Genomic DNA, 19,326 nt, shown 5'->3' on the forward strand with positions numbered 1-19,326 from the left:
GCGTTGTCGGAGGAGCTCGGTAGGGTCGGCGCACCTGATCGATCGAGGAGCGTGCGCATGAGATCTCCGGCCGAGCTGGACGACGTCCGGTGGTCCGACCTGACCCACGCCTACGGCTCCGCCGAGGACGTACCGGAGCTGATCAGGGCGCTCTACGAGGACGACGAGGAAGCCGCCGACGAGGCGGTCTACGAGCTCTACGGCAACATCCACCACCAGGGCACGATCTACCAGGCCTCGGCCCCCGCAGTCCCCTTCCTCGCGCACGCCGCACTGCACGCACCGCGCAAGCACGAGGATCTGCTGATGCTGCTGGCCGTCCTCGCCGACCACGGCCCCGCCTTCGTCGAGTCTCCCCACTGGCCCCGCAGTGACGTCGCCGCGGTGTGCTCGGAACTGTGCGCGGTACTCCCTGCGTTGCTGCCCTGCCTGGAGGACCCCGAGCGCGGGGTACGCCGGGCGGCGCTGCGGATGGTCGCGACCGTGGCCGACGTGCTGCCGGACGAGCCGCGGGCGCTCGCCGTCGAGCAGGTCGAAGCGCTCTACACCGACGATCCCGTCCCGGCCGTACGGGCGGACGCCCTGATCGTCCTGAACCGGTTCGGCCGGACGCTGGAGCCCCTGGACAGCCCGCTGCCCGAGGTCAGGCTCGCCGCCGCGCAGTTGGCCGCCGAGCGGTCCGGACCGCCGTACGCGCCGGAACTCGTGGAGATCTTCGCCGAGGACGGCACCGAGCCGGACCCCGGGGACGACGACTTCCCCTGGTCGGACACAACCACCCAGGAGCGGCTCACCGACTTGCTCACCCAGGACCCGGATGTGGGCCTCACCGTGGCCGCACGCTGGATCGGGGCCGGAGACTTCGGCTCCCAGGGTTCCTGGCTGGCGGAAGGGATCGCCGCGAGCTGGCGTGACAAGGAACACGAGGTTCTGAGCCTGTCGCTGGCTGCCCTCCCTCACGCGAGGGACACCGCCGCCCTCCGCACCCGCTTCCGCGTGATCGGCCACTGGATCGACCTCCTGCCCGAGCCGGACGCCGACCTCCGGAACGCGCTCCACCGGCACGCCGGCGCCGAGGACGAGACCGCCGAACCGGCGCTCCTCGCCCTGACGCACTCCCGCGACCCGCGCGCCGTGGACCTGGTGCTCGAGCGCCCCACCGCCCGGTTGCTCGAAGCGGCGGCACAGCGCTTCCCCGAGGCGGCCGACCGGCTGATACCCGTGATACGCCGAGAGCTGGCCGCGGGCGCCACCGGCAACGACGGCATCGCCCTCGTCCGGGCCCTGGACCCCTTCGGCGCCGAGGCCCGCGCGGCCGAGCCCGAACTGATCGACTGCCTCAGGACCCGCCGCGCGGCCATCGTCGCCGCGCGCCGGCTCGGCGCCAACGGCGTGAGCACACCGGAGATCACCAGCCTGCTGCACAAAGCCACGCAGAGCACGGACGCCTCCCTGAGGGCCTCGGCGGCAGTGGCCCACCACCGTCTGACCGGCGACCCGGAAACGGCGCTTCGCACCTACGAGTTGCTGCTCGCCTCCAAGGGCCAGTCCCACTGGTACCTCAGCGGTCTGGAGCCGATGGGCGACGCGGCCGCTCCCTTGCTCGCCCGCATCGAGCCGCTGCTGGAGGCCGGCCATGACTGGACACGCAAGGCGGCCGCCGAGGCCCACCACTGGATCACCGGCTCCCCTGACCGCGCGGTCCCCGTCCTGGCCGACCTGGCCGGCCCGACCCCGGTAGGCCTCAGCGCCCTCAAGGCCCTCGCCACAACGGGCAGTTCCCCGGACGAACTCCACCCGGCCCTCCGCTCCTACGTCTCCTCCCCGAAGCGCCTCCTCACCGACACCCCCTTCTCGGGCCAGGGCCACCCGGACGAAGAACTCCGCACCGTGTCCCGACTGCTGCTCACGATCGGCTGACCGGGCTCGGCGGGTGCACGGGCCGGACGAGCCGAGCCCCGGCGGCTGTCCGCGGCCGGGCTCGGCTGAGGTAGCCGGACGTCGACCGCCGCCCACCACACACAGCATCCCCCTCGTCTACAACCTTCCGCCCCGGTACGGAGTCGAACTGGCGTCCGGTGATGATCACTTCGCCGGGGTCACCTCTGCCCTTCTGGGGGATGCAATGAGTTCTCTGTCCGTCGGACGTGTACTGCGTCGCGGGTTATGTGCCGGAGCCGCGGGGGCGTTGGTCCTCGCCGGGCTCGGGAGCGGGGTCGCGTTCGCCGGCGGTGCGGCGCAGAGCGACGAGCTGGAAATCGAGGCACCGCGGGACGCGACGGTCACCGTCGCTCCGGAGGGCGGTACGGCGCAGTACCGGACGCTGGACCTCGGTCTGTTCCACTCCAACCGCGACAACACCGTGACCGACGCGCGGCTGACCGTCGATGTCTCCCACCTCGACGGGGTCGCCGAGGTGGCCTGGCCCGACAACTGCGCACCGGACGAGGCCGGCACCGTCGCCGTGTGCGACGTCGGGGACGTGCGGGCCCCCTACCGCCCGAGCGTGCGGCTCAAGCTGCGGGCCGACGCCGAAGCCGCCTTGGGAGCGCAAGGCTCGATCGAGTACTCCGCCGAGGCCACCGGCGGCACCGACGGCACGCTCGTCGCCCCGAGCGCGACGACGTCCGTCACCGTCGGGTCCGGCATCGACCTCGGCATCAGCGCCGCCCAGGACGACGTCACCGGCGTCGCGCCCGGCAGCAGCCTGACCGTGCCGTCCTCCGTCACGAACACCGGCAACGAGACCGCGCACGGCTTCAAGATGGAGATGTGGGTGACGTACGGCCTCGATGTCACCCGCTACCCGCAGTGCACCTACACCCGACTGGACGACGCGTTCACGCACGTGACCTGCTCCTTCGACACGGACGTCCTGCCCGGAGCCACCGTGGAACTGCCGGAGCCGTTGCGGCTCGCCGTCACCGGCCACGCGCTGCACGAGCGGTTCGAGTACGGAGTCCATCCCGCCGACGAAGCCACCGTCGACCTCGACAGCTCGAACAACAACCGCGTGTGGCACGTCGACGCCGACAACACCGCCGACTTCGCCATGAAGGGCACCGAGGTGAGCGGCGCGGCCGGCGACATCGTCACCGCCGCCTTCCGCTTCGTCAACTACGGCCCGGCCTGGGTCGGTGACGTCACCTCCGGTGACAGGCTCGTCGCGATCGACTTCTATCTCCCGGAAGGCACCACCGCCACGTCCGTGCCCCGCACCTGCCGGACGACCAGGGCACCGGGCGACGCCCCGGACGTCGTCCACTACGTCTGCACCCTGCCGACGTGGACCAGCCCCGACCTGGACGTCAGCTTCCCGTTCGGGCTGCGCGTCGACCGGGTCGTCCCCGGCGCGACGGGCCGCGTCGTCGCACGGCCCGACTCCGGCGGCGGGTCCCTCGCCTTCGACCCGGACCCCACGAACAACTCGGCCGCAGTAGTGGTCAACCCGTCCGTCTGACAGCCGCGAGGGGGCGGGCGACGGCTCGCCCCCTTCCGTCTCCGCGCGGCCGCGGAACCCGTCACACCCCCGCCGACGGGCCGACGCCCCGTCACATCACCTCGCGTGGAACCTCTTCGGCGCCTCGGTCGGATTGCCGCCCGAAGGGAGCTTCTGGCCGGGGCAGCCGCCCAGCGCCTTCTTCATGGCCGCCTTCTCCGCGCCGGTGACCCAGAGCCCGTACTTCTTCTTGACCGCCACCTGCGCGGCGACATACGTGCAGCGGTACGCCTTGTTCGGCGGGAGCCAGGTCGCGGTGTCGCCGTCGCCCTTGCTGCGGTTGGCGCTCGCGCCCACGGCACGGAGGTTGAGCGGGTCGTTGGCCAGTGCTATCCGCTTGCTCGCGTCCCAGTACTTGGCACCCTTCTGCCAGGCGTCCGAGAGCGCGACGAGGTGGTCGATGTCGACCAGGCTGCGGCCACGGACGAAGGTGACGTCCTTGCCGCCGTACGGATCGGGTTCGAGGACCCCACGGGACACCTTGCACGTGCCGTCGCTGAACTTCACGTCCTTCAGATCCCGCTTGAGGATGTCGTCACGGGTGTCGCACGAATTCGCGTCGGTGTCGGCCCAGGCCGTGCCGAACCGCTCCCTGCTGTACCCGGTCTTGGGCGCGCGCCCCTTGACCGCCAGCGAGTCCACGGCGGCGAGCGCGGCGCCACCGGCGCCGCCCGCCGTCTCCTGCGGCCCCGTCGAACCCAGGGAATCCTTCTTGCAGCCGCTGACTCCGGCACCGATGACGAGCACCACCAATGCGGCAGCCGCCCCACCCCTCAGACGCAGCACGACGTCCCTCCCCTTCGCCTCCCCGGTCCGCCCCGATCGGACGTGATTCCCGTCTGCCCACGGTAATGGCCAGCATTCCCCGGCCATACCGGGCATCAATGGGCAAGAGGTGCACGCCGGGCGTATTGTCGGTCGTGAGTCACCCCGGAAGGAGCTCTGGATGGGCATCTTCGACAAGTTCAAGAGCAACCGGGCGGCACAGGACAAAGCATCGGACGTGTCCGACGCCGCCGAGAAGCAGGTCAACAAGAAGACCGGCGACAAATACACGGACAAGGTCGACGACGCGCAGCAGAAGGCCGAAGGCGCGATGGGCATGGACCGCGACCGCGACCGGCCCCCACAGTCATAGCCGGAGCGATTCGAGAACCTCCCCGCCAAGCCCCGCCAAGCCCCACCGCGGCACACCCGCCGGGTGGGGCCGGTGTCGTTGACCGCCCCCTCTCCCGGCCCCGCGAAACCGCCCCCCGTCGCGGCTGTCCGGACTGTTCAGACCTTTCCGATCCCCAGGGTCGTCTCCGACGGCAGCAGTCCCGAGCCCAGCACCGCCACCCAGAACTCGCCGAGCAGATCGGCGAGGCGGCTGACGGCGTCCGGGCCGAGCGACCGCCAGGGGGCGGCGGCGAGGCGGTCGGTGTGGTCCTCGACCCGCTGGCGCAGCTCACGTCCGGCCTCCGTGGCGATGCCGTCCTCGTCGACCAGCCCCCGGGCGGCCAGGCGGTCCCTGGCCGCGGCCCACTCCCGCGGGCTCCAGCCGCGGCTCTCGAAGCGCTCCACGGAGGCCGCGCCTATCGCCGCGAAGGACACCAGCGATTCGACGGGGTCCAGGTCCTCGACCAGCAGGGCGGCGAGGTGACCGTCTCCGCGGTGCTCGCGCAGGATCGTGGCCGCCTGCCACAGCTGAAGATGCGGGGCCTCCGGCCAGGGCAACTCGGCGTTGGCCGCGGCGAGCTGACGGCCCGCGGTGTCGGCGGCCTCGGCGGCCCGGCGGGCCGACACGGCGGCCTCGGCCAGCTCGGGACTGTCGACACGGTCGCCGAGTATCGCGCGGTAGGCCCGGTCGACGGCCCGCTCCCGCGCGGCGAGCATCTGCTCCGGACTCGCCGTCCGCCAGGCGGAGCCGATGTGTTCGCCCACCATGCGCGGGCTGAAGCTGTAGAAGGCGGAGGCCACCCGCCGTCCGCCGACGGCCCCCAACGGCGCCGCGCGGTAGGGGAAGTAGCTGGGCCAGCGTTCCTCGGTCCCGTATCCGAGCGCCGCCGCCTCCTCGAAGGCCTCCGGCGCGTAGTACAGCACGGCGTGCAGGGGCTCCAGCAGATGCCAGAGCCGGCGCACCTGCCCGAGGCCGACACCCGCGCCGTCCGCCGGGACGCCACCTTCGCCCGCGACGCCCGCCCCGACGGCCCCACTCGTCCCGCTCACGTTCCCGGACATGACTCCACCCCTCGTCACGTATCGACACGCTCCACAACTTGACACTGACAAGATTGCCTCGGCCGCCCGAACTTGTCAACGACTAGATTGGGCGTACGCTGCTGTCATGCATCCCGCGAAGACCAGCGGTCCGGTCACCGAGCAGACCAGCGGCTCAGCGCGCCCCTATCACCACGGGGACCTGCGCCGCGCGATCCTCGGCGCCGCTCTCGACGTCATCGCCGCCGAGGGACCCTCCGCGGTGAGCCTGCGCGACCTGGCCCGCCGCGCGGGCGTCTCGCACGCCGCCCCGGCGCACCATTTCAAGGACCGCGTCGGCCTGCTCACAGCCATCGCCGCGGAGGGCTTCGGGCTCCTGGCGACCGCGCTCGACGACGCCGCGGACCTGCGCGACGCGGGCGTGCGCTACGTACGCTTCGCGCGGGAGCATCCCGCCCACTTCCAGGTCATGTTCGCCCCGGAGCTGCTCCGGGAGAACGACCTGGAGCTCACGACGGCCCGGACGCTCGCCGGCGGGCGGCTGCGGGCCGCCGTGTCCGCGCTCCCCTCGGAGGGCCGCGGCCCCGACACCCGCCTCGCCGGCATCGCGGCCTGGTCCCTGGCCCACGGCTTCGCCACCCTCCTGATCAGCCACAACCTGGACGGCCAGGTGGGCGGGCAGGACGCCGAAGAGGTCTTCCACGCGCTGACGGGCATGCTGTTCCGCCCCGAGCGGCCCTGAGCCACGCGTCCCTGATCCGCGAGCCCTGATCCGCTCAGGCCTGAGCCACGCGTCCCTGATCCGCGCAGACCTGCCCGCTCCCCGGCCGCGGCGAGGAGCGGAAGAGCCTCCGGCCCCTACGACCCCAGGATCGAGGCCAGGAACTCCCCGGTCCAGCCGAGCAGTTCCCGTCCCACCAGCGGCCTTCCGCCGACCTTCGCGGTCTTCGGGCGCGGGACGAGGATCTGGTGGGCCGTCGACTTGATGACGGTTCCCGGATACAGGCGCTGCAGGCGCAGCTCCTGGGACTCCCTCAACTCCACCGGCGCGAAGCGGACGTTGTTGCCCTGGAGGACGATCTCGCCGACCCCGCAGGCACGCGCGAGCATCCGCAGGCCCGCCACCAGGAGCAGGTTCTCGACCGGCTCCGGGAGCTTGCCGTAGCGGTCGACGAGTTCCTCGCGTACGGCCGTGACGTCCTCCTCCGTGTTCGCGGAGGCGATGGACCGGTACGCGGCGAGGCGCAGCCGCTCGCCCGGCGCGTACTCGTGCGGGACATGCGCGTCGACCGGCAGTTCGATCTTGACCTCCAGCGGCGGCTCCTCCTCCACACCGCCCTCCAGGGAGGCGCGGTAGTCCGCGACCGCCTCGCCCACCATGCGGACGTACAGGTCGAAGCCGACGCCGGCGATGTGACCCGACTGTTCGCCGCCGAGCAGGTTGCCCGCGCCGCGGATCTCCAGGTCCTTCATCGCCACGTACATGCCCGCGCCCATCTCCGTGTGCTGGGCGATCGTCGCGAGCCGCTCGTGGGCCGTCTCCGTGAGGGGCTTCTCCGGCGGATACAGGAAGTAGGCGTAGCCGCGTTCCCGGCCGCGGCCGACCCGGCCACGCAGCTGGTGCAGCTGCGAGAGGCCGAAGTTGTCGCCGCGTTCCACGATCAGCGTGTTCGCGTTCGAGATGTCGATGCCCGACTCGACGATCGTCGTGGAGACCAGCACGTCGAACTTCTTCTCCCAGAAGTCCACGACCACCTGTTCCAGCGCCTGCTCCCCCATCTGGCCGTGGGCGGTGGCGATCCGCGCCTCCGGGACGATCTCCCTGAGGCGGGTGGCCGCCCGGTCGATGGACTCGACCCGGTTGTGGATGTAGAAGACCTGGCCCTCGCGCAGCAGTTCACGGCGGATCGCGGCGCCGATCTGCTTCTCCTCGTACGGGCCGACGAAGGTCAGCACCGGGTGCCGCTCCTCCGGCGGGGTGGTGATCGTGGACATCTCGCGGATGCCGGTGACCGCCATTTCGAGCGTTCGGGGGATGGGGGTGGCGGACATCGTCAGGACGTCGACGTTGGCGCGGAGCTTCTTCAGCTGCTCCTTGTGCTCGACGCCGAAGCGCTGCTCCTCGTCGACGATGACCAGGCCCAGGTCCTTGAACTTGGTCTCGGCGGAGAACAGGCGGTGGGTGCCGATGACGAGGTCGACCGAGCCCTCGCGCAGGCCCTCCAGGACCGCTTTGGCCTCGGTGTCCGTCTGGAAGCGGGACAGGGCGCGGACGTTCACGGGGAACTGCGAGTAGCGCTCGGAGAACGTGCCGAAGTGCTGCTGCACCAGCAGGGTCGTGGGGACCAGGACCGCGACCTGTTTGCCGTCCTGCACCGCCTTGAACGCGGCACGGACCGCGATCTCCGTCTTGCCGTAGCCGACGTCGCCGCAGATCAGGCGGTCCATCGGGACCGTCTTCTCCATGTCCTCCTTGACCTCGGCGATCGTCGTGAGCTGGTCGGGCGTCTCCGCGTACGGGAAGGCGTCCTCCAGCTCGCGCTGCCAGGGTGTGTCGGCGCCGAACGCGTGGCCCGGGGCCGCCATCCGCGCCGAGTACAGCTTGATCAGGTCCGCGGCGATCTCCTTGACCGCCTTCTTGGCGCGCGCCTTGGTCTTGGTCCAGTCGGCGCCGCCCAGGCGGTGCATCGTCGGGGCCTCGCCGCCGACGTACTTGGTGATCTGCTCCAGCTGGTCGGTGGGGATGTAGAGGCGGTCGCCCGGCTGGCCTCGCTTGGCGGGGGCGTACTCGACGACCAGGTACTCACGGGTCGCGGTCTGGACGGTGCGCTGCACCATCTCGATGTAGCGGCCGACGCCGTGCTGTTCGTGGACGATGTAGTCGCCGGTCTCCAGGGTCAGCGGGTCGATCGTCTTGCGGCGGCGGGCCGGCATCCGGGCGCCGTCCTTGCCCGCCGCCTTCTGGCCGGAGAGGTCGGTCTCGGTCAGGACGGCGAGCCGCAGCGCCGGGTCGACGAAGCCGTAGTCGATGGAGCCGCACGCCACGTGCACGACGGAGGGGCCGAGTCCGGTGAGGTCGGTGTCCAGGCGGGCGGCGATGCCCTCGCCGCCCAGCACCTCGACGGTGCGGGCCGCCGGGCCGTGCGCCTCGGTGACGTAGACCGTGTGCCAGCCCTCGGCCAGCCAGCCCTTGGTGTCGGCGAGCGCGCGGGCGGTGTCGCCGCGGTAGGTCTCGGGGGCGTGCATGCCCAGCTTGAGGGTGTCCCCCACCCCGCCGGCGAAGGCGTCCGTGAGCTCCCCGTCGGCGGCGAACGGCGACACCGACCACCACATCATGTCCAGCTCGCGGGCCCGGTCCCGTACGTCCGCGATGGACCACAGGGAGGCCGCGCCGACGTCGATCGGCGCCTCGCCGCCCCCGGCCGTCGCCGCCCAGGACGCCTGGAGGAACTCCTGCGAGGTCGCGACCAGGTCCGAGGCCCGGGTCCGTACCCGCTCCGGATCGCACACGACGGTCATCGCGCCCTCGGGCAGGACGTCCAGCAGCAGTTCCATGTCGTCGACGAGGACCGGGGCGAGCGATTCCATGCCTTCGACGGCGATGCCCTCGGCGATCTTGCCGAGGAGTTCACCCAGCTCCGGGTGGGCCTCGGCGAGGGCCTCGGCCCGCGCCCGGACATCCTCCGTGAGCAGCAGTTCGCGGCAGGGCGGGGCCCACAGGCCGTGCTCGGCGACTTCGAGCGAGCGCTGGTCCGCGATCTTGAAGTAGCGGATCTCCTCGACGTCGTCGCCCCAGAACTCCACCCGCAGCGGGTGCTCCTCGGTGGGCGGGAAGACGTCCAGGATGCCGCCGCGGACGGCGAACTCGCCGCGCTTCTCCACGAGTTCGACGCGGGAGTACGCGGCCGCCGCGAGCGCCTCGACGGTCTCGCCCAGGTCGGCACTCACGCCGGTGCGCAGGACGACGGGTTCCAGGTCGCCCAGACCCTTGACCTGCGGCTGGAGGACCGAGCGGATGGGGGCCACGACGACGGACACCGGGCCGGTCTCGGGGTCGTCGGGGCGCGGGTGGGAAAGGCGCCGCAGGACGGCGAGGCGCCGGCCGACGGTGTCCGAGCGGGGCGAGAGCCGCTCGTGGGGCAGCGTCTCCCACGAGGGGTACTCCGCGACGCCGTCCGGCGGAAGCAGGGAGCGCAGGGCCGCGGCCAGGTCCTCGGCCTCACGGCCCGTGGCCGTCACCGCCAGTACCGTGCGGCCGGTCTCGCGGGCGAGCGCGGCGACGGCGAACGGGCGTGCCGCCGGTGGGCCGACCAGGTCGACATGCATCCGGTTTCCGTCGGCGGCGGCCTTCACCGCCTCCGTGAGGGCGGCGTCCTTGACGACGGCGTCGAGCAGACCGTGCAGGCTCATGAAAGGCTTCCATCCCGGGGAGTGGGCAACGCGAGACGCCCGACACGTGGGACGGGCCGGGGGCCTCCAGCCTACGACTCCGCGCCCGCCCGCGCGTGACCGTCCGCGGAGGCCCCCGGCCCGGACACGCTGTGGCCCCGGAGCAGGACGCGCCGCGGGCCCGAGGCCCGGACGCGCCGTGGGCCCGGGACCGGGGAAGTGACTCCCCGGGCCCGGGCCCGGCCACCGCGACCCCCGTACGCGGTGGCCCGTTCGACCGCCCCCCGACCGGACAGGTCCTAGTCGGTGGCGATCGCGTTCAGTACGTTCATCCGGCCCGCCCGGAACGCCGGGATCAGGGCGGCGAACAGGCCCACGAAGGCCGATCCGACGAAGACCCCGATGATGGTCGGCCAGGGGATCTCCAGGACCTTCAGTCCCTCCAGGGCGAGGAGCTGCTGGGCGGTGGCGCCCCAGCCCATGCCCAGGCCGAGGCCGAGCAGCGCGCCGAAGAGGGCGATGACCACCGACTCCATACGGATCATGCGGCGCAGCTGGCGGCGCGAGAGGCCGATGGCCCGCATCAGACCGATCTCCCTGGTGCGCTCGACCACGGACAGGGCGAGGGTGTTCACCACACCGAGGACCGCGACGATGATCGCGAGGGCCAGCAGGCCGTAGATCAGGTTCAGCATCTGGCCGATCTGGTCCTTCATGGCCTGCTTGTAGTCGGTCTGGTCGCGGACCTGGTACTGCGGGTAGTCGTGCAGCGAGGACTTCAGGGCCTTGTACGCGCTGTCCTGCTGCCCGTCCTTGGCCGAGGCGAAGACCATCTCGTCCAGCGGCATCTTGTCGGCCGGCACGTACTTGGCGAGCGTGGCGATGGAGATGTACTTCGAGCCCTTGTCGATGACGGCGTCGCTGCTGGTGATGGCGCGGACCGTCAGGTTCGCGGTGGCGCCGTCCTTGAAGGCGACCTTGATCTTCGACCCGAGGTGGATGCCGTGGTCCTTGGCGAACTTGTCGTGCACCGACATCGAGTCGGGCAGGTAGGCGTCCTTCAGGTCGCCGGCGACGGTCTTGGTCCGCAGGTCGGTGGCGTACGACGGGTCGGCCGCCGTGATGTCGGTGTTCTTGAGCGTCTTGCCGTCGGGGGTGGTGTAGTCGCCCTCGGTGATCCGGTACTCGGTGACCCGGGACAGCCCCGGCGTCTTCTTCACCGCCTGCGCGGCCTGCGGGGTGATCGGCTGGCCGCCGTCGTTCTGGATGATGAAGTCGGTGCCGACGGTTTTGTCGAGCTCGTCGGTCGCGGAGGCGACCATGGAGGAGCCGACCACCGACAGGCAGGCAACCAGGGCGAGGCCGATCATGAGGGCGGCGCCGGTGGCGCCGGTGCGGCGCGGGTTGCGCAGGGCGTTGCGCTCGGCCAGGCGTCCCACCGGGCCGAACGCCCGCAGCAGGACCGCGCCCAGGACGCGCACCACACCGCTCGCGAGCAGCGGGCCGATGATGACGAACCCGAGCAGGCTGAGCACCACGCCGAGGCCGAGCCACATCGAGCCCTCGCTCGCCTTGGTGGCGTCGGCGGCGAGGTAGAGGCCGAAGCCGCCGGCGCCGGTGAGGAGCAGGCCGAGCACGGCCCGTACGACTCCGGCCTTCGCGTCGGCCGGGGCGCCGGCGTCGCGCAGGGCGGCCATCGGGGAGACCTTGCCGGCCCGGCGGGCGGGCAGATAGGCCGCCAGGACCGTGACGACGATGCCCAGCACCATGCCGATCACCGGGGTCGTCCAGGCCACCGTCAGATCGTCGGTGGACAGGTTCATGCCGGTCATGCCCATGAGCTTCATCAGGCCGACGGCGATGCCGATGCCCGCGCCGACACCGAGGACGGAGCCGAACGTGCCGAGGAGCAGTGCCTCGACCAGGACCGAGCGGTTGACCTGCTTGCGGCTGGATCCGATGGCCCGCATCAGACCGATCTCGCGGGTGCGCTGGGCGACGAGCATCGAGAAGGTGTTGATGATCAGGAAGATGCCGACCAGGAAGGCGATCCCGGCGAAGCCGAGCATCGCGTACTTCATGACGTCCAGGAAGCCGCCCACGTCCTGGCTGTTGGCGTCGGCGGTCTCCTTGGCGGTCTGCACCTTGTAGTGGCCGCCGGTCGCGGCCGTCACGTCCTGCTTCAGCCGGGCGTCGCCGACTCCGGCGGCGGCGGTGACGTTGACGTTGGTGTAGACGCCGGTCCGCCCGACGAGCGTCTTCTGGGCGGTCGGCGTGTCCAGGTAGAAGATGGCCGCGCCGGGGTTGGTGACGGTGAAGTGCGCGATGCCGGAGATCTTCGCGGTGTGCGTGCCGACGGCGCTGATCACGCCGATCTCGTCACCGAGCTTCAGGTGGTGCTTGTCGGCGGTGTCCTCGTCGACCATCACCTGGCCGGAGCCCTTCGGCGCCGCGCCGGAGGTGATCTTCATGGTGCGCGCTTCGTTGGCGTTCCAGCTGCCGACGATGGTGGGCGCGCCGCTGGAGGGCGACAGGTTGTCCTTGTCGGCGTCGACGACGGTCACGGCGCTGGAGAAGACGGCACCCTCGGCCGACTTCACGCCCGGCGCCGTACGCACCTGGTCGAGCACGGAGGCGGGCATGAACGGGGGCCTGCCGTTGCCGGACGTCGTCTCGCCGGTGTCCGAGGCGCTCTTCGCGCTCACGGTGACATCGGAGGAGGTGGCCGCGAAGAGTTTGTCGAACGTCGTGTTCATCGTGTCGCTGAACACCAGGGTGCCGCAGACGAAGGCCACCGACAGCAGGACGGCGACGGCCGACAGGGCCATGCGTCCCTTGTGCGCGAAGAAGTTGCGCATGGAGGTCTTGAGGACGGTCATGACGTCCGCCCGCGGGAGTCGAAGTCCTTCATGCGGTCCAGGACCTGATCGGCCGTCGGCTGGTGCATCTCGTCGACGATCCTGCCGTCCGCGAGATACAGCACACGGTCCGCGTACGAGGCCGCCACCGGGTCGTGCGTGACCATCACGATGGTCTGGCCCAGGTCGTCGACCGAGCGCCGCAGGAAGCCCAGCACCTCGGCGCCGGCCCGGGAGTCGAGGTTTCCGGTCGGCTCGTCGCCGAAGATGATCTCGGGGCGGGCCGCCAGCGCCCGCGCCACCGCGACGCGCTGCTGCTGGCCGCCGGAGAGCTGGGTCGGGCGGTGCTTGAGCCGGTCCTTGAGCCCGACGGTGTCCACGACCTGGTTCAGCCAGGCCCGGTCGGGCTTGCGGCCCGCGATGTCCATCGGGAGCGTGATGTTCTCCAGGGCGTTCAGCGTCGGCAGCAGGTTGAAGGCCTGGAAGATGAAGCCGATCCGGTCCCGGCGCAGCTGCGTCAGCTTCTTGTCCTTGAGCCCGGTGATCTCGGTCTCGTCGAGGAAGATCTGACCGGAGGTGACGGTGTCGAGTCCGGCGAGGCAGTGCATCAGAGTGGACTTGCCGGACCCCGAGGGGCCCATGATCGCGGTGAACCGGCCCCGCGCGATGTCCACGTCGACCTGGTCGAGGGCGACGACGCGGGTCTCCCCGGACCCGTACGCCTTGACGACCTGTCGCGCCCGCGCGGCGACGGCCGTACGCCCTCCAGTGCCCTCGTGCCTGGGAATGCTTACAGCCGATGTCACGGTATGTCTCCTAAGTCGGCCAGCAGGGGGACCTGCTGGGCTGCGAAAGTCTGCGAGCGGGTGCGACGGGCCACGGACGTCCACGCTGTTCGGACGCGCTGCGCCGGTCACGTCGTCAAGTCTGCTGTCGTGAGGGGGTCGGCCGCGCTGGTGCACGGCCCCCTCTTCTGCTGGGGAAAACCCCACCCCCGTGGGTGCGGTCCGCACGACCGGAGGGCGCCCCCGACGACGTAAGACCAGGTTAAGAACGGCTTCGGCCCGTCTCGTCCTCCGACGGGACGAACCCTCCCCGAGCCCTGGTGCGGAGGTCCCCCTAGGGGTTCTCCACCCTCCGGTGGACAAGACCTCGGGGTCGGGTCCACCCCCAGGCCCACTCAGCCTCCACCCTCCCCCCACGTGAGGCTCAAGTGGGAAGCTGGCACCGGCAGATACATGCAGGGGGAAGGAATCCCGTGGGCGAGGGAAACACCGGGACACCGGTCGTACGGGAGCACGCCGTCCGCGCGGACCGGGCCGAGACCCGGCGGCGGCGCGCCGTCGTCGCGGCGCTCATGCTGGCGATGGGGCTCGCCGCGCTCGACTCCACCGTCGTGTCCACCGCCGTCCCGCAGATCGTCGGCGACCTCGGTGGCTTCTCGGTCTTCTCCTGGCTGTTCTCGGGCTACCTGCTGGCCGTCACGGTCACGCTCCCCGTCTACGGAAAGCTCTCCGACACCTTCGGCCGCAAACCGGTCCTCGTGGCGGGCGCCTCGCTCTTCCTGCTCGGATCGCTGCTCTGCGCCGGCGCCTGGAACATGGCCGCGCTCATCGCCTTCCGCGTCGTCCAGGGCCTGGGCGGCGGCGCCCTCCAGGGCACCGTGCAGACACTCGCCGCCGATCTGTACCCGCTCGGGGAACGCCCGAAGATCCAGGCCAAGCTGTCCACCGTGTGGGCGACCTCGGCCGTCGCGGGTCCCGCCCTGGGCGGAGTCCTCGCGACGTACGCCGACTGGCGGTGGATCTTTCTCATCAACCTGCCGGTCGGCGCCCTCGCCCTGTGGCTGATCACCCGTCATCTGCGCGAACCGCAGCGGGCCGCCCCGGCCCGGCGGCCGCGGATCGACTGGGCGGGCGCCCTCGCCGTGTTCGCCTGCGGCGGTGTCCTGCTGACCGCGCTGGTGCAGGGCGGTGTCGCCTGGGGCTGGCTCTCGGCCCCCTCGATCGCCCTGTTCGGAACGGGCCTCGGCCTGGTCGGGGTCGTCGTGGCCGTCGAGCGGCGGGCCGCCGAACCCATCATCCCGGGCTGGGTGTGGCGCCGCCGGACGATCGCCGCGGTCAACCTGGCGCTCGGGGCACTGGGCCTGCTCATGGTCGCGCCCACGGTCTTCCTGCCCACCTACGCGCAGGCGGTCCTCGGCCTCGCCCCGGTCGCCGCCGGATTCGTGCTCTCCGTATGGACGTTGAGCTGGCCGGTGTCGGCGGCGCTGAGCCAGCACGTCTACCGCCGCATCGGCTTCCGCGACACGGCCGTGCTCGGCATCGGCGCGGCGGGCCTGCTCCTGCTCGCCTTCCCCTTCCTGCCCTACCCGGGCGAGGCGTGGCAGCCCGTCCTGCTGATGCTGCTGCTGGGCGGCGCGCTCGGACTCTTCCAGCTCCCTCTGCTCATCGGCGTCCAGTCCACCGTCGGATGGGCCGAACGCGGGACGACCACCGCCTCCGTCCTGTTCTGCCGGCAGACCGGACAGACCCTCGGAGCCGCCCTGTTCGGCGCCGTCGCCAACGGGGTGCTGGCCGCGCGGCTCGGCGGCGCCGGCGATCTCGACGCGGTGACCCGGGCACTGAACTCGGGTACTCCGGACGGACAGTTGCGGAGCGCGGTCGCCGACGCGGTCCACGCCGTCTATCTGGGCGCCGCCGGTGCAGCCGCCCTCGCCTTCCTGGTCCTGCTGTTCGTCGCACCGCGCCGCTTCCCGGTCCTCGACGACCCCACGGACTGACCCCGGCCGTCACGGCGGAACACCCGCTTCCGCACGTGAAAACCGAGGAATCTCCAGGGTGGCTCCAGAAGAACTCCACAGGTAAACGCGGGTAACACCCCAGGTCACCGAAGTAAGCGCGTACCGACCGCCCAGTTCGGCGAAACGGTCGCGCGGCCCCGCTACCTACGAGTAGCGTGCGCGCTGCTCACCCCCCGCTCCCTGCGGTCCCGCCCCGGACCCGAGCCACGCAAGGAGAACCGGGATGCCCGACGCGTTCTCGTCCCCCGAGCACCCCCGGCCACGCCGGCAACAACCGCACCAACGCCCCTACTCACCGCCCCCGCCCCCGCGGGCACCCCTGTACCAGCCGTACCCGCCCTACCCGGAGGACCCCGGCCACCCCGGATACCCTCCACAAGAACCCGGCCACGCGCCCGACCCCGGCCGGCTGACCTACCCCTGGCAGCCCCGGCCCCGGCCTCCCGAGCCCCAGCGGCCGCGGATGCCGCGCCACCAGCCCCTCGGACAGCACAGCGACATCAGACGCCTGCGCGGCGCCTACCGCCGTCAGCGCCGGGTCGCGACCCTCACCGCCCTCGGCTACTTCACCCTCTTCCTCATCCTGTCGGCCTTCGCGCCCTCGCTGATGACGAGCACGGTGTCCGGCGGACTGTCGACCGGCCTCCTGCTCGGCCTGCTCCAGGTCCCCGTCACCTGCCTGGCCATCGCTCTGTACGAGCACTCCGCGCGGCGGCGCCTCGACCCGATCGCGGACCGGATCCGCAGACAGAGCGAACTGGACGCGAAGCGGGAGGCGGCACGATGACGGGGTTCACCAGTTCCGCACAGACCATGTCGCTCGTGGCGTTCACGGCCGTCGCCACGATCACCCTGCTGCTGTGCGTGATGACCGGCCCGGACCGCGACGACCTCGACGAGTTCTACACCGGCTACGGATCGCTCTCCCCGATGCGCAACGGCCTCGCCATCGCCGGGGACTACATCTCCGCCGCGAGCGTGCTCGGCACCGGCGGTGTCATCGCGCTGGCCGGCTACGACGGCGTGGTCCTCGCCCTGAGCACGGCCCTGTCCCTGGTGCTGCTGATGTTCCTGCTGGCCGAACCGCTGCGCAACGCGGGCCGGTTCACCATGGGCGACGCGCTCGCACGCCGCATGCCGGGCCGTGCCGTCCGCAACACGGCCTGCGCGGTGACCGTCGTGGCGCTGCTGCCGCTGATGCTGGTCCAACTGGCGGGCGCGGGAGACCTGCTGGCCTTCATCCTCGGCTTCTCCGCCGACTCCCTGAAGACCGGCTGCGTCGTCGGCCTCGGCGCGCTGATGATCAGCTACGCGGCGATCGGCGGCATGAAGGGCACCGCCCTCATCCAGATCCTGAAGATCGTGATGCTGCTCGGCTCGGGCACGGTGATCGCCGTACTCGTCCTCCAGCGCTTCGACTGGAACCCCGGCACGCTGCTGGCCGCCGCCGCCGGCAACAGCGGAGTGGGCGACGCCTACCTCCACTCCGGCCTCCAGTTCGCCGGCGGTGCCAGCCCCCGCCTCGACATGATCACCTCGGAGCTGACGGTCGTCCTCGGCGGCGCCTGCCTCCCCCACATCACCATGCGCATGTACACGGCGAACAGCGCCCGCCAGGTGCGCAGGTCGCTGTCCTGGGCGGTGCCGTGCGTGGCCCTGTTCGTCCTGATCGTCAGCGTCATCGGCTTCGGCGCCACTGCCCTGATCGGCCGCGATGTGATCGCCACGGCCGATCCACAGGGCAACACGGCCTATCTGCTGGGTTCCCAGGCGGCCTTCGGCACCACTGTCTCCGCGGCCGAGACCCTCCTGTTCACCACCGTGACGACAGCGATCTTCCTCACGCTGCTCGCGTCCGTCGCCGGGATGATCCTGGCCTGCGCCAACTCCCTCGCCCACGACGTGTTCGCCCACAGCCGGCTCTTCCGCGGCCGCCGCCGCGACGACCAGCTCTCCCCGCGCCGCGAGATGCTCCTCGCCCGCATCTCCGCGCTGGCGGTGGGGGCACCGGCCATCCTGCTCGCCACCCTCGTCCAGCATCACAGCCTTCAGCCCCTGGTCACCCTGTCCTTCTGTCTGGGCGCCTCCGCGATCGCGCCCGCACTGGTCTACGGCCTCTTCTGGCGCCGCTACACCCGCGCGGGCCTCCTCGCCACCCTCATCGGCGGCACCCTCACCGTCCTCGTCCTCATGCCCGGCACGAACCTCGTCTCCGGCTCACCCACCGCCGCGTTCCCGAACGCCGACTTCAACTGGTTCCCGTTCACCACGACCGGCATCGTGTCGATCCCGCTGGGTTTCGCCTACGGGTGGATCGGAACAGTGGCCTCGGGCCGCCGCAAGGCGGGGGAACAGCGCAAGCAGTACGAGGCGGTGGAGGGCTGGATCCTGGCGGGGGCGATACGGAGGGGCCGATGAAACGGGCCGAGACGACGACCCGGTGAACGCCGACCGAGACAACGGCCCGGTGGAAACCGGGCGAGACAGGTGGGTGGATGGGAAAGGCACCGCGGAGCGGTGGAAGCCCGGACCGCGGAGCGGTGGAGGGCCCCGGAGCGCGGAGCGGTCGAAGGAGCACCGCGGAGCGGGGCTTCCCGCCGAGGCCGGCTACTCCGCCGGGGCGTGCCCGGTGAGAGACGTGAGACTGCTCCGTACGTGGTCCATATGGGCCCGTACGTGATCCCACCGCTCCGCGTGCTCCCGCAGCACCCGATCGGTCTCCCGGGCGATCCGCTCCTCACTGACCCGGGCCTCGGCGACCAGCCCGGCCGCGCGCGCCGCCGCGTCCTCCTGCTGGTGCCGGTCCCACTCCTCCGCCTCCGCGAGGACCCGTTCGGCCCGGGCGAGCGACTCGGCGGCACGGGCCTCGCGGTCGAGCAGCCCGGCCTCGGTCTCGGCCTCGCGCTCGGCGGCGGCCCGCTCGTCATCCGCCCACCGCGCCGCGTGCTCCGCTTCCTGCCCGGTGACGAGGTCCTCCGTCCGCCGCCGCACCTCGCGCAGCGCCGTGAGCACCTCTCCCCGGTGCTCCTTGATGTCCCGCCGCGCGGAGACACGTACCTCGTCGGCCTCGGCACGGGCGTCGGCCAGCCGCCGCAGGGCCCACGCCTCCGCCGCGTCGCGCACCTCGTCGGCGTACGCCTGCGCCGCCTCCCGCACATCGCGCCCCACCGCCTCGGCCACCTCGGCCTCCGACCGGGCCTCCTGGCGTGCCTCCCCCCGCAGGGCCTCGGCCTCCTGCCCGCCGAGCTCGAAGATCCGCCGCGCCCGCTCGCCGAGTTCCTCGTACGTCTGCGGGGCGAGCCGCGTCACGGCCTCCCTCAGCCGTTCCGCCTCGGCCTCCATGTCCTTCGCCAGCACGGTCAGCCGGGCGGCCCGTTCCCAGGCGGCGTCCCGGTCCCGGGAGAGCGCCGCGGCGTACGCGTCGACCTGTTCGGGACGGTAGCCGCGTCCCCGTACGGCCACGAAGCCGTACGGCGACACCGGTGTGCTGCTCATCCTTGGACCCCTCTCCGCCCGACACACACGAAAAGACGATTTCGCGCACATCTTGATGGATCACACGGAAGTGTTCATAACGC

Annotated in this window: 13 protein-coding genes; 7 read left to right on the plus strand and 6 right to left on the minus strand. The window is 71.6% G+C overall.

Features of this window, described 5'->3' with window-relative positions; translation table 11 throughout:
* Positions 1-57 precede the first annotated feature (57 nt).
* A complete protein-coding gene (locus OG485_RS19015; protein ID WP_328669524.1) occupies positions 58-1,920 on the plus strand; it encodes a hypothetical protein in 1,863 nt (620 codons plus the stop codon).
* A gap of 205 nt (positions 1,921-2,125) precedes the next feature.
* Entirely contained in the window at positions 2,126-3,460 is a 1,335-nt protein-coding gene (locus tag OG485_RS19020; RefSeq protein WP_328669525.1) for a hypothetical protein, read from the plus strand.
* A gap of 96 nt (positions 3,461-3,556) precedes the next feature.
* Here OG485_RS19020 and OG485_RS19025 read toward each other — a convergent pair whose 3' ends face one another.
* Positions 3,557-4,285 carry an HNH endonuclease family protein gene (locus tag OG485_RS19025; protein ID WP_328669526.1) on the minus strand — a complete coding sequence of 243 codons (729 nt, stop codon included), beginning with the start codon at positions 4,283-4,285 and terminating at the stop codon, positions 3,557-3,559.
* A gap of 160 nt (positions 4,286-4,445) precedes the next feature.
* On the opposite strand from OG485_RS19025, the gene OG485_RS19030 reads away from it, so the two are divergent.
* Entirely contained in the window at positions 4,446-4,637 is a 192-nt protein-coding gene (locus OG485_RS19030; protein ID WP_328669527.1) for an antitoxin, read from the plus strand.
* A gap of 137 nt (positions 4,638-4,774) precedes the next feature.
* Here OG485_RS19030 and OG485_RS19035 read toward each other — a convergent pair whose 3' ends face one another.
* On the minus strand, positions 4,775-5,719 hold the full coding sequence (locus OG485_RS19035; protein ID WP_328669528.1) for an SCO6745 family protein: 945 nt from the start codon (positions 5,717-5,719) through the stop codon (positions 4,775-4,777).
* 106 nt (positions 5,720-5,825) lie between these two features.
* Between OG485_RS19035 and OG485_RS19040 the strand changes: the two genes are divergently transcribed.
* Positions 5,826-6,440, plus strand: coding sequence for a TetR/AcrR family transcriptional regulator (locus OG485_RS19040; protein WP_328669529.1), 615 nt, complete (start codon positions 5,826-5,828; stop codon positions 6,438-6,440).
* A gap of 116 nt (positions 6,441-6,556) precedes the next feature.
* Here OG485_RS19040 and mfd read toward each other — a convergent pair whose 3' ends face one another.
* From mfd to OG485_RS19055, 3 genes are all read right to left on the minus strand, one after another.
* On the minus strand, positions 6,557-10,108 hold the full coding sequence (gene mfd / locus OG485_RS19045) for a transcription-repair coupling factor (RefSeq protein ID WP_328669530.1): 3,552 nt from the start codon (positions 10,106-10,108) through the stop codon (positions 6,557-6,559).
* Positions 10,109-10,386: 278 nt separating this feature from the next.
* A complete protein-coding gene (locus OG485_RS19050) occupies positions 10,387-12,966 on the minus strand; it encodes an ABC transporter permease (protein WP_328669531.1) in 2,580 nt (859 codons plus the stop codon).
* On the minus strand, positions 12,963-13,751 hold the full coding sequence (locus OG485_RS19055; RefSeq protein WP_326787307.1) for an ABC transporter ATP-binding protein: 789 nt from the start codon (positions 13,749-13,751) through the stop codon (positions 12,963-12,965). Before OG485_RS19055 ends, OG485_RS19050 begins: the two co-directional genes overlap by 4 nt.
* A 452-nt stretch (positions 13,752-14,203) precedes the next feature.
* Between OG485_RS19055 and OG485_RS19060 the strand changes: the two genes are divergently transcribed.
* From OG485_RS19060 to OG485_RS19070, 3 genes are all read left to right on the plus strand, one after another.
* Complete coding sequence (locus tag OG485_RS19060; protein ID WP_328669532.1) at positions 14,204-15,727, plus strand: MFS transporter; 1,524 nt, start codon at positions 14,204-14,206, stop codon at positions 15,725-15,727.
* A 244-nt stretch (positions 15,728-15,971) separates the two neighbouring features.
* The gene (locus tag OG485_RS19065; protein WP_443048727.1) at positions 15,972-16,535 is read left to right on the plus strand and encodes a DUF485 domain-containing protein; all 564 of its coding nucleotides are present in this window, start codon (positions 15,972-15,974) and stop codon (positions 16,533-16,535) included.
* On the plus strand, positions 16,532-18,166 hold the full coding sequence (locus OG485_RS19070; protein WP_328669533.1) for a sodium/solute symporter: 1,635 nt from the start codon (positions 16,532-16,534) through the stop codon (positions 18,164-18,166). The genes OG485_RS19065 and OG485_RS19070 overlap by 4 nt, the downstream gene beginning before the upstream one ends.
* Before the next feature lie 189 nt (positions 18,167-18,355).
* Here the strand turns inward: OG485_RS19070 and OG485_RS19075 are convergent, their stop codons facing one another.
* Positions 18,356-19,243, minus strand: coding sequence for a cellulose-binding protein (locus OG485_RS19075; RefSeq protein ID WP_328669534.1), 888 nt, complete (start codon positions 19,241-19,243; stop codon positions 18,356-18,358).
* Positions 19,244-19,326 lie beyond the last annotated feature (83 nt).

Source organism: Streptomyces sp. NBC_00328, assembly GCF_036139655.1.
In the GTDB taxonomy this organism is placed as follows: domain Bacteria; phylum Actinomycetota; class Actinomycetes; order Streptomycetales; family Streptomycetaceae; genus Streptomyces.

Coding starts and splice junctions, on each gene's coding strand:
- OG485_RS19070 (WP_328669533.1), top strand. CDS start 16,532: ATGACGGGGTTCACCAGTTCCGCACAGACCATGTCGCTCGTGGCGTTC.
- OG485_RS19075 (WP_328669534.1), bottom strand. CDS start 19,243: ATGAGCAGCACACCGGTGTCGCCGTACGGCTTCGTGGCCGTACGGGGA.
- OG485_RS19065 (WP_443048727.1), top strand. CDS start 15,972: ATGCCCGACGCGTTCTCGTCCCCCGAGCACCCCCGGCCACGCCGGCAA.
- OG485_RS19020 (WP_328669525.1), top strand. CDS start 2,126: ATGAGTTCTCTGTCCGTCGGACGTGTACTGCGTCGCGGGTTATGTGCC.
- OG485_RS19040 (WP_328669529.1), top strand. CDS start 5,826: ATGCATCCCGCGAAGACCAGCGGTCCGGTCACCGAGCAGACCAGCGGC.
- mfd (WP_328669530.1), bottom strand. CDS start 10,108: ATGAGCCTGCACGGTCTGCTCGACGCCGTCGTCAAGGACGCCGCCCTC.
- OG485_RS19030 (WP_328669527.1), top strand. CDS start 4,446: ATGGGCATCTTCGACAAGTTCAAGAGCAACCGGGCGGCACAGGACAAA.
- OG485_RS19035 (WP_328669528.1), bottom strand. CDS start 5,719: ATGTCCGGGAACGTGAGCGGGACGAGTGGGGCCGTCGGGGCGGGCGTC.
- OG485_RS19050 (WP_328669531.1), bottom strand. CDS start 12,966: ATGACCGTCCTCAAGACCTCCATGCGCAACTTCTTCGCGCACAAGGGA.
- OG485_RS19015 (WP_328669524.1), top strand. CDS start 58: ATGAGATCTCCGGCCGAGCTGGACGACGTCCGGTGGTCCGACCTGACC.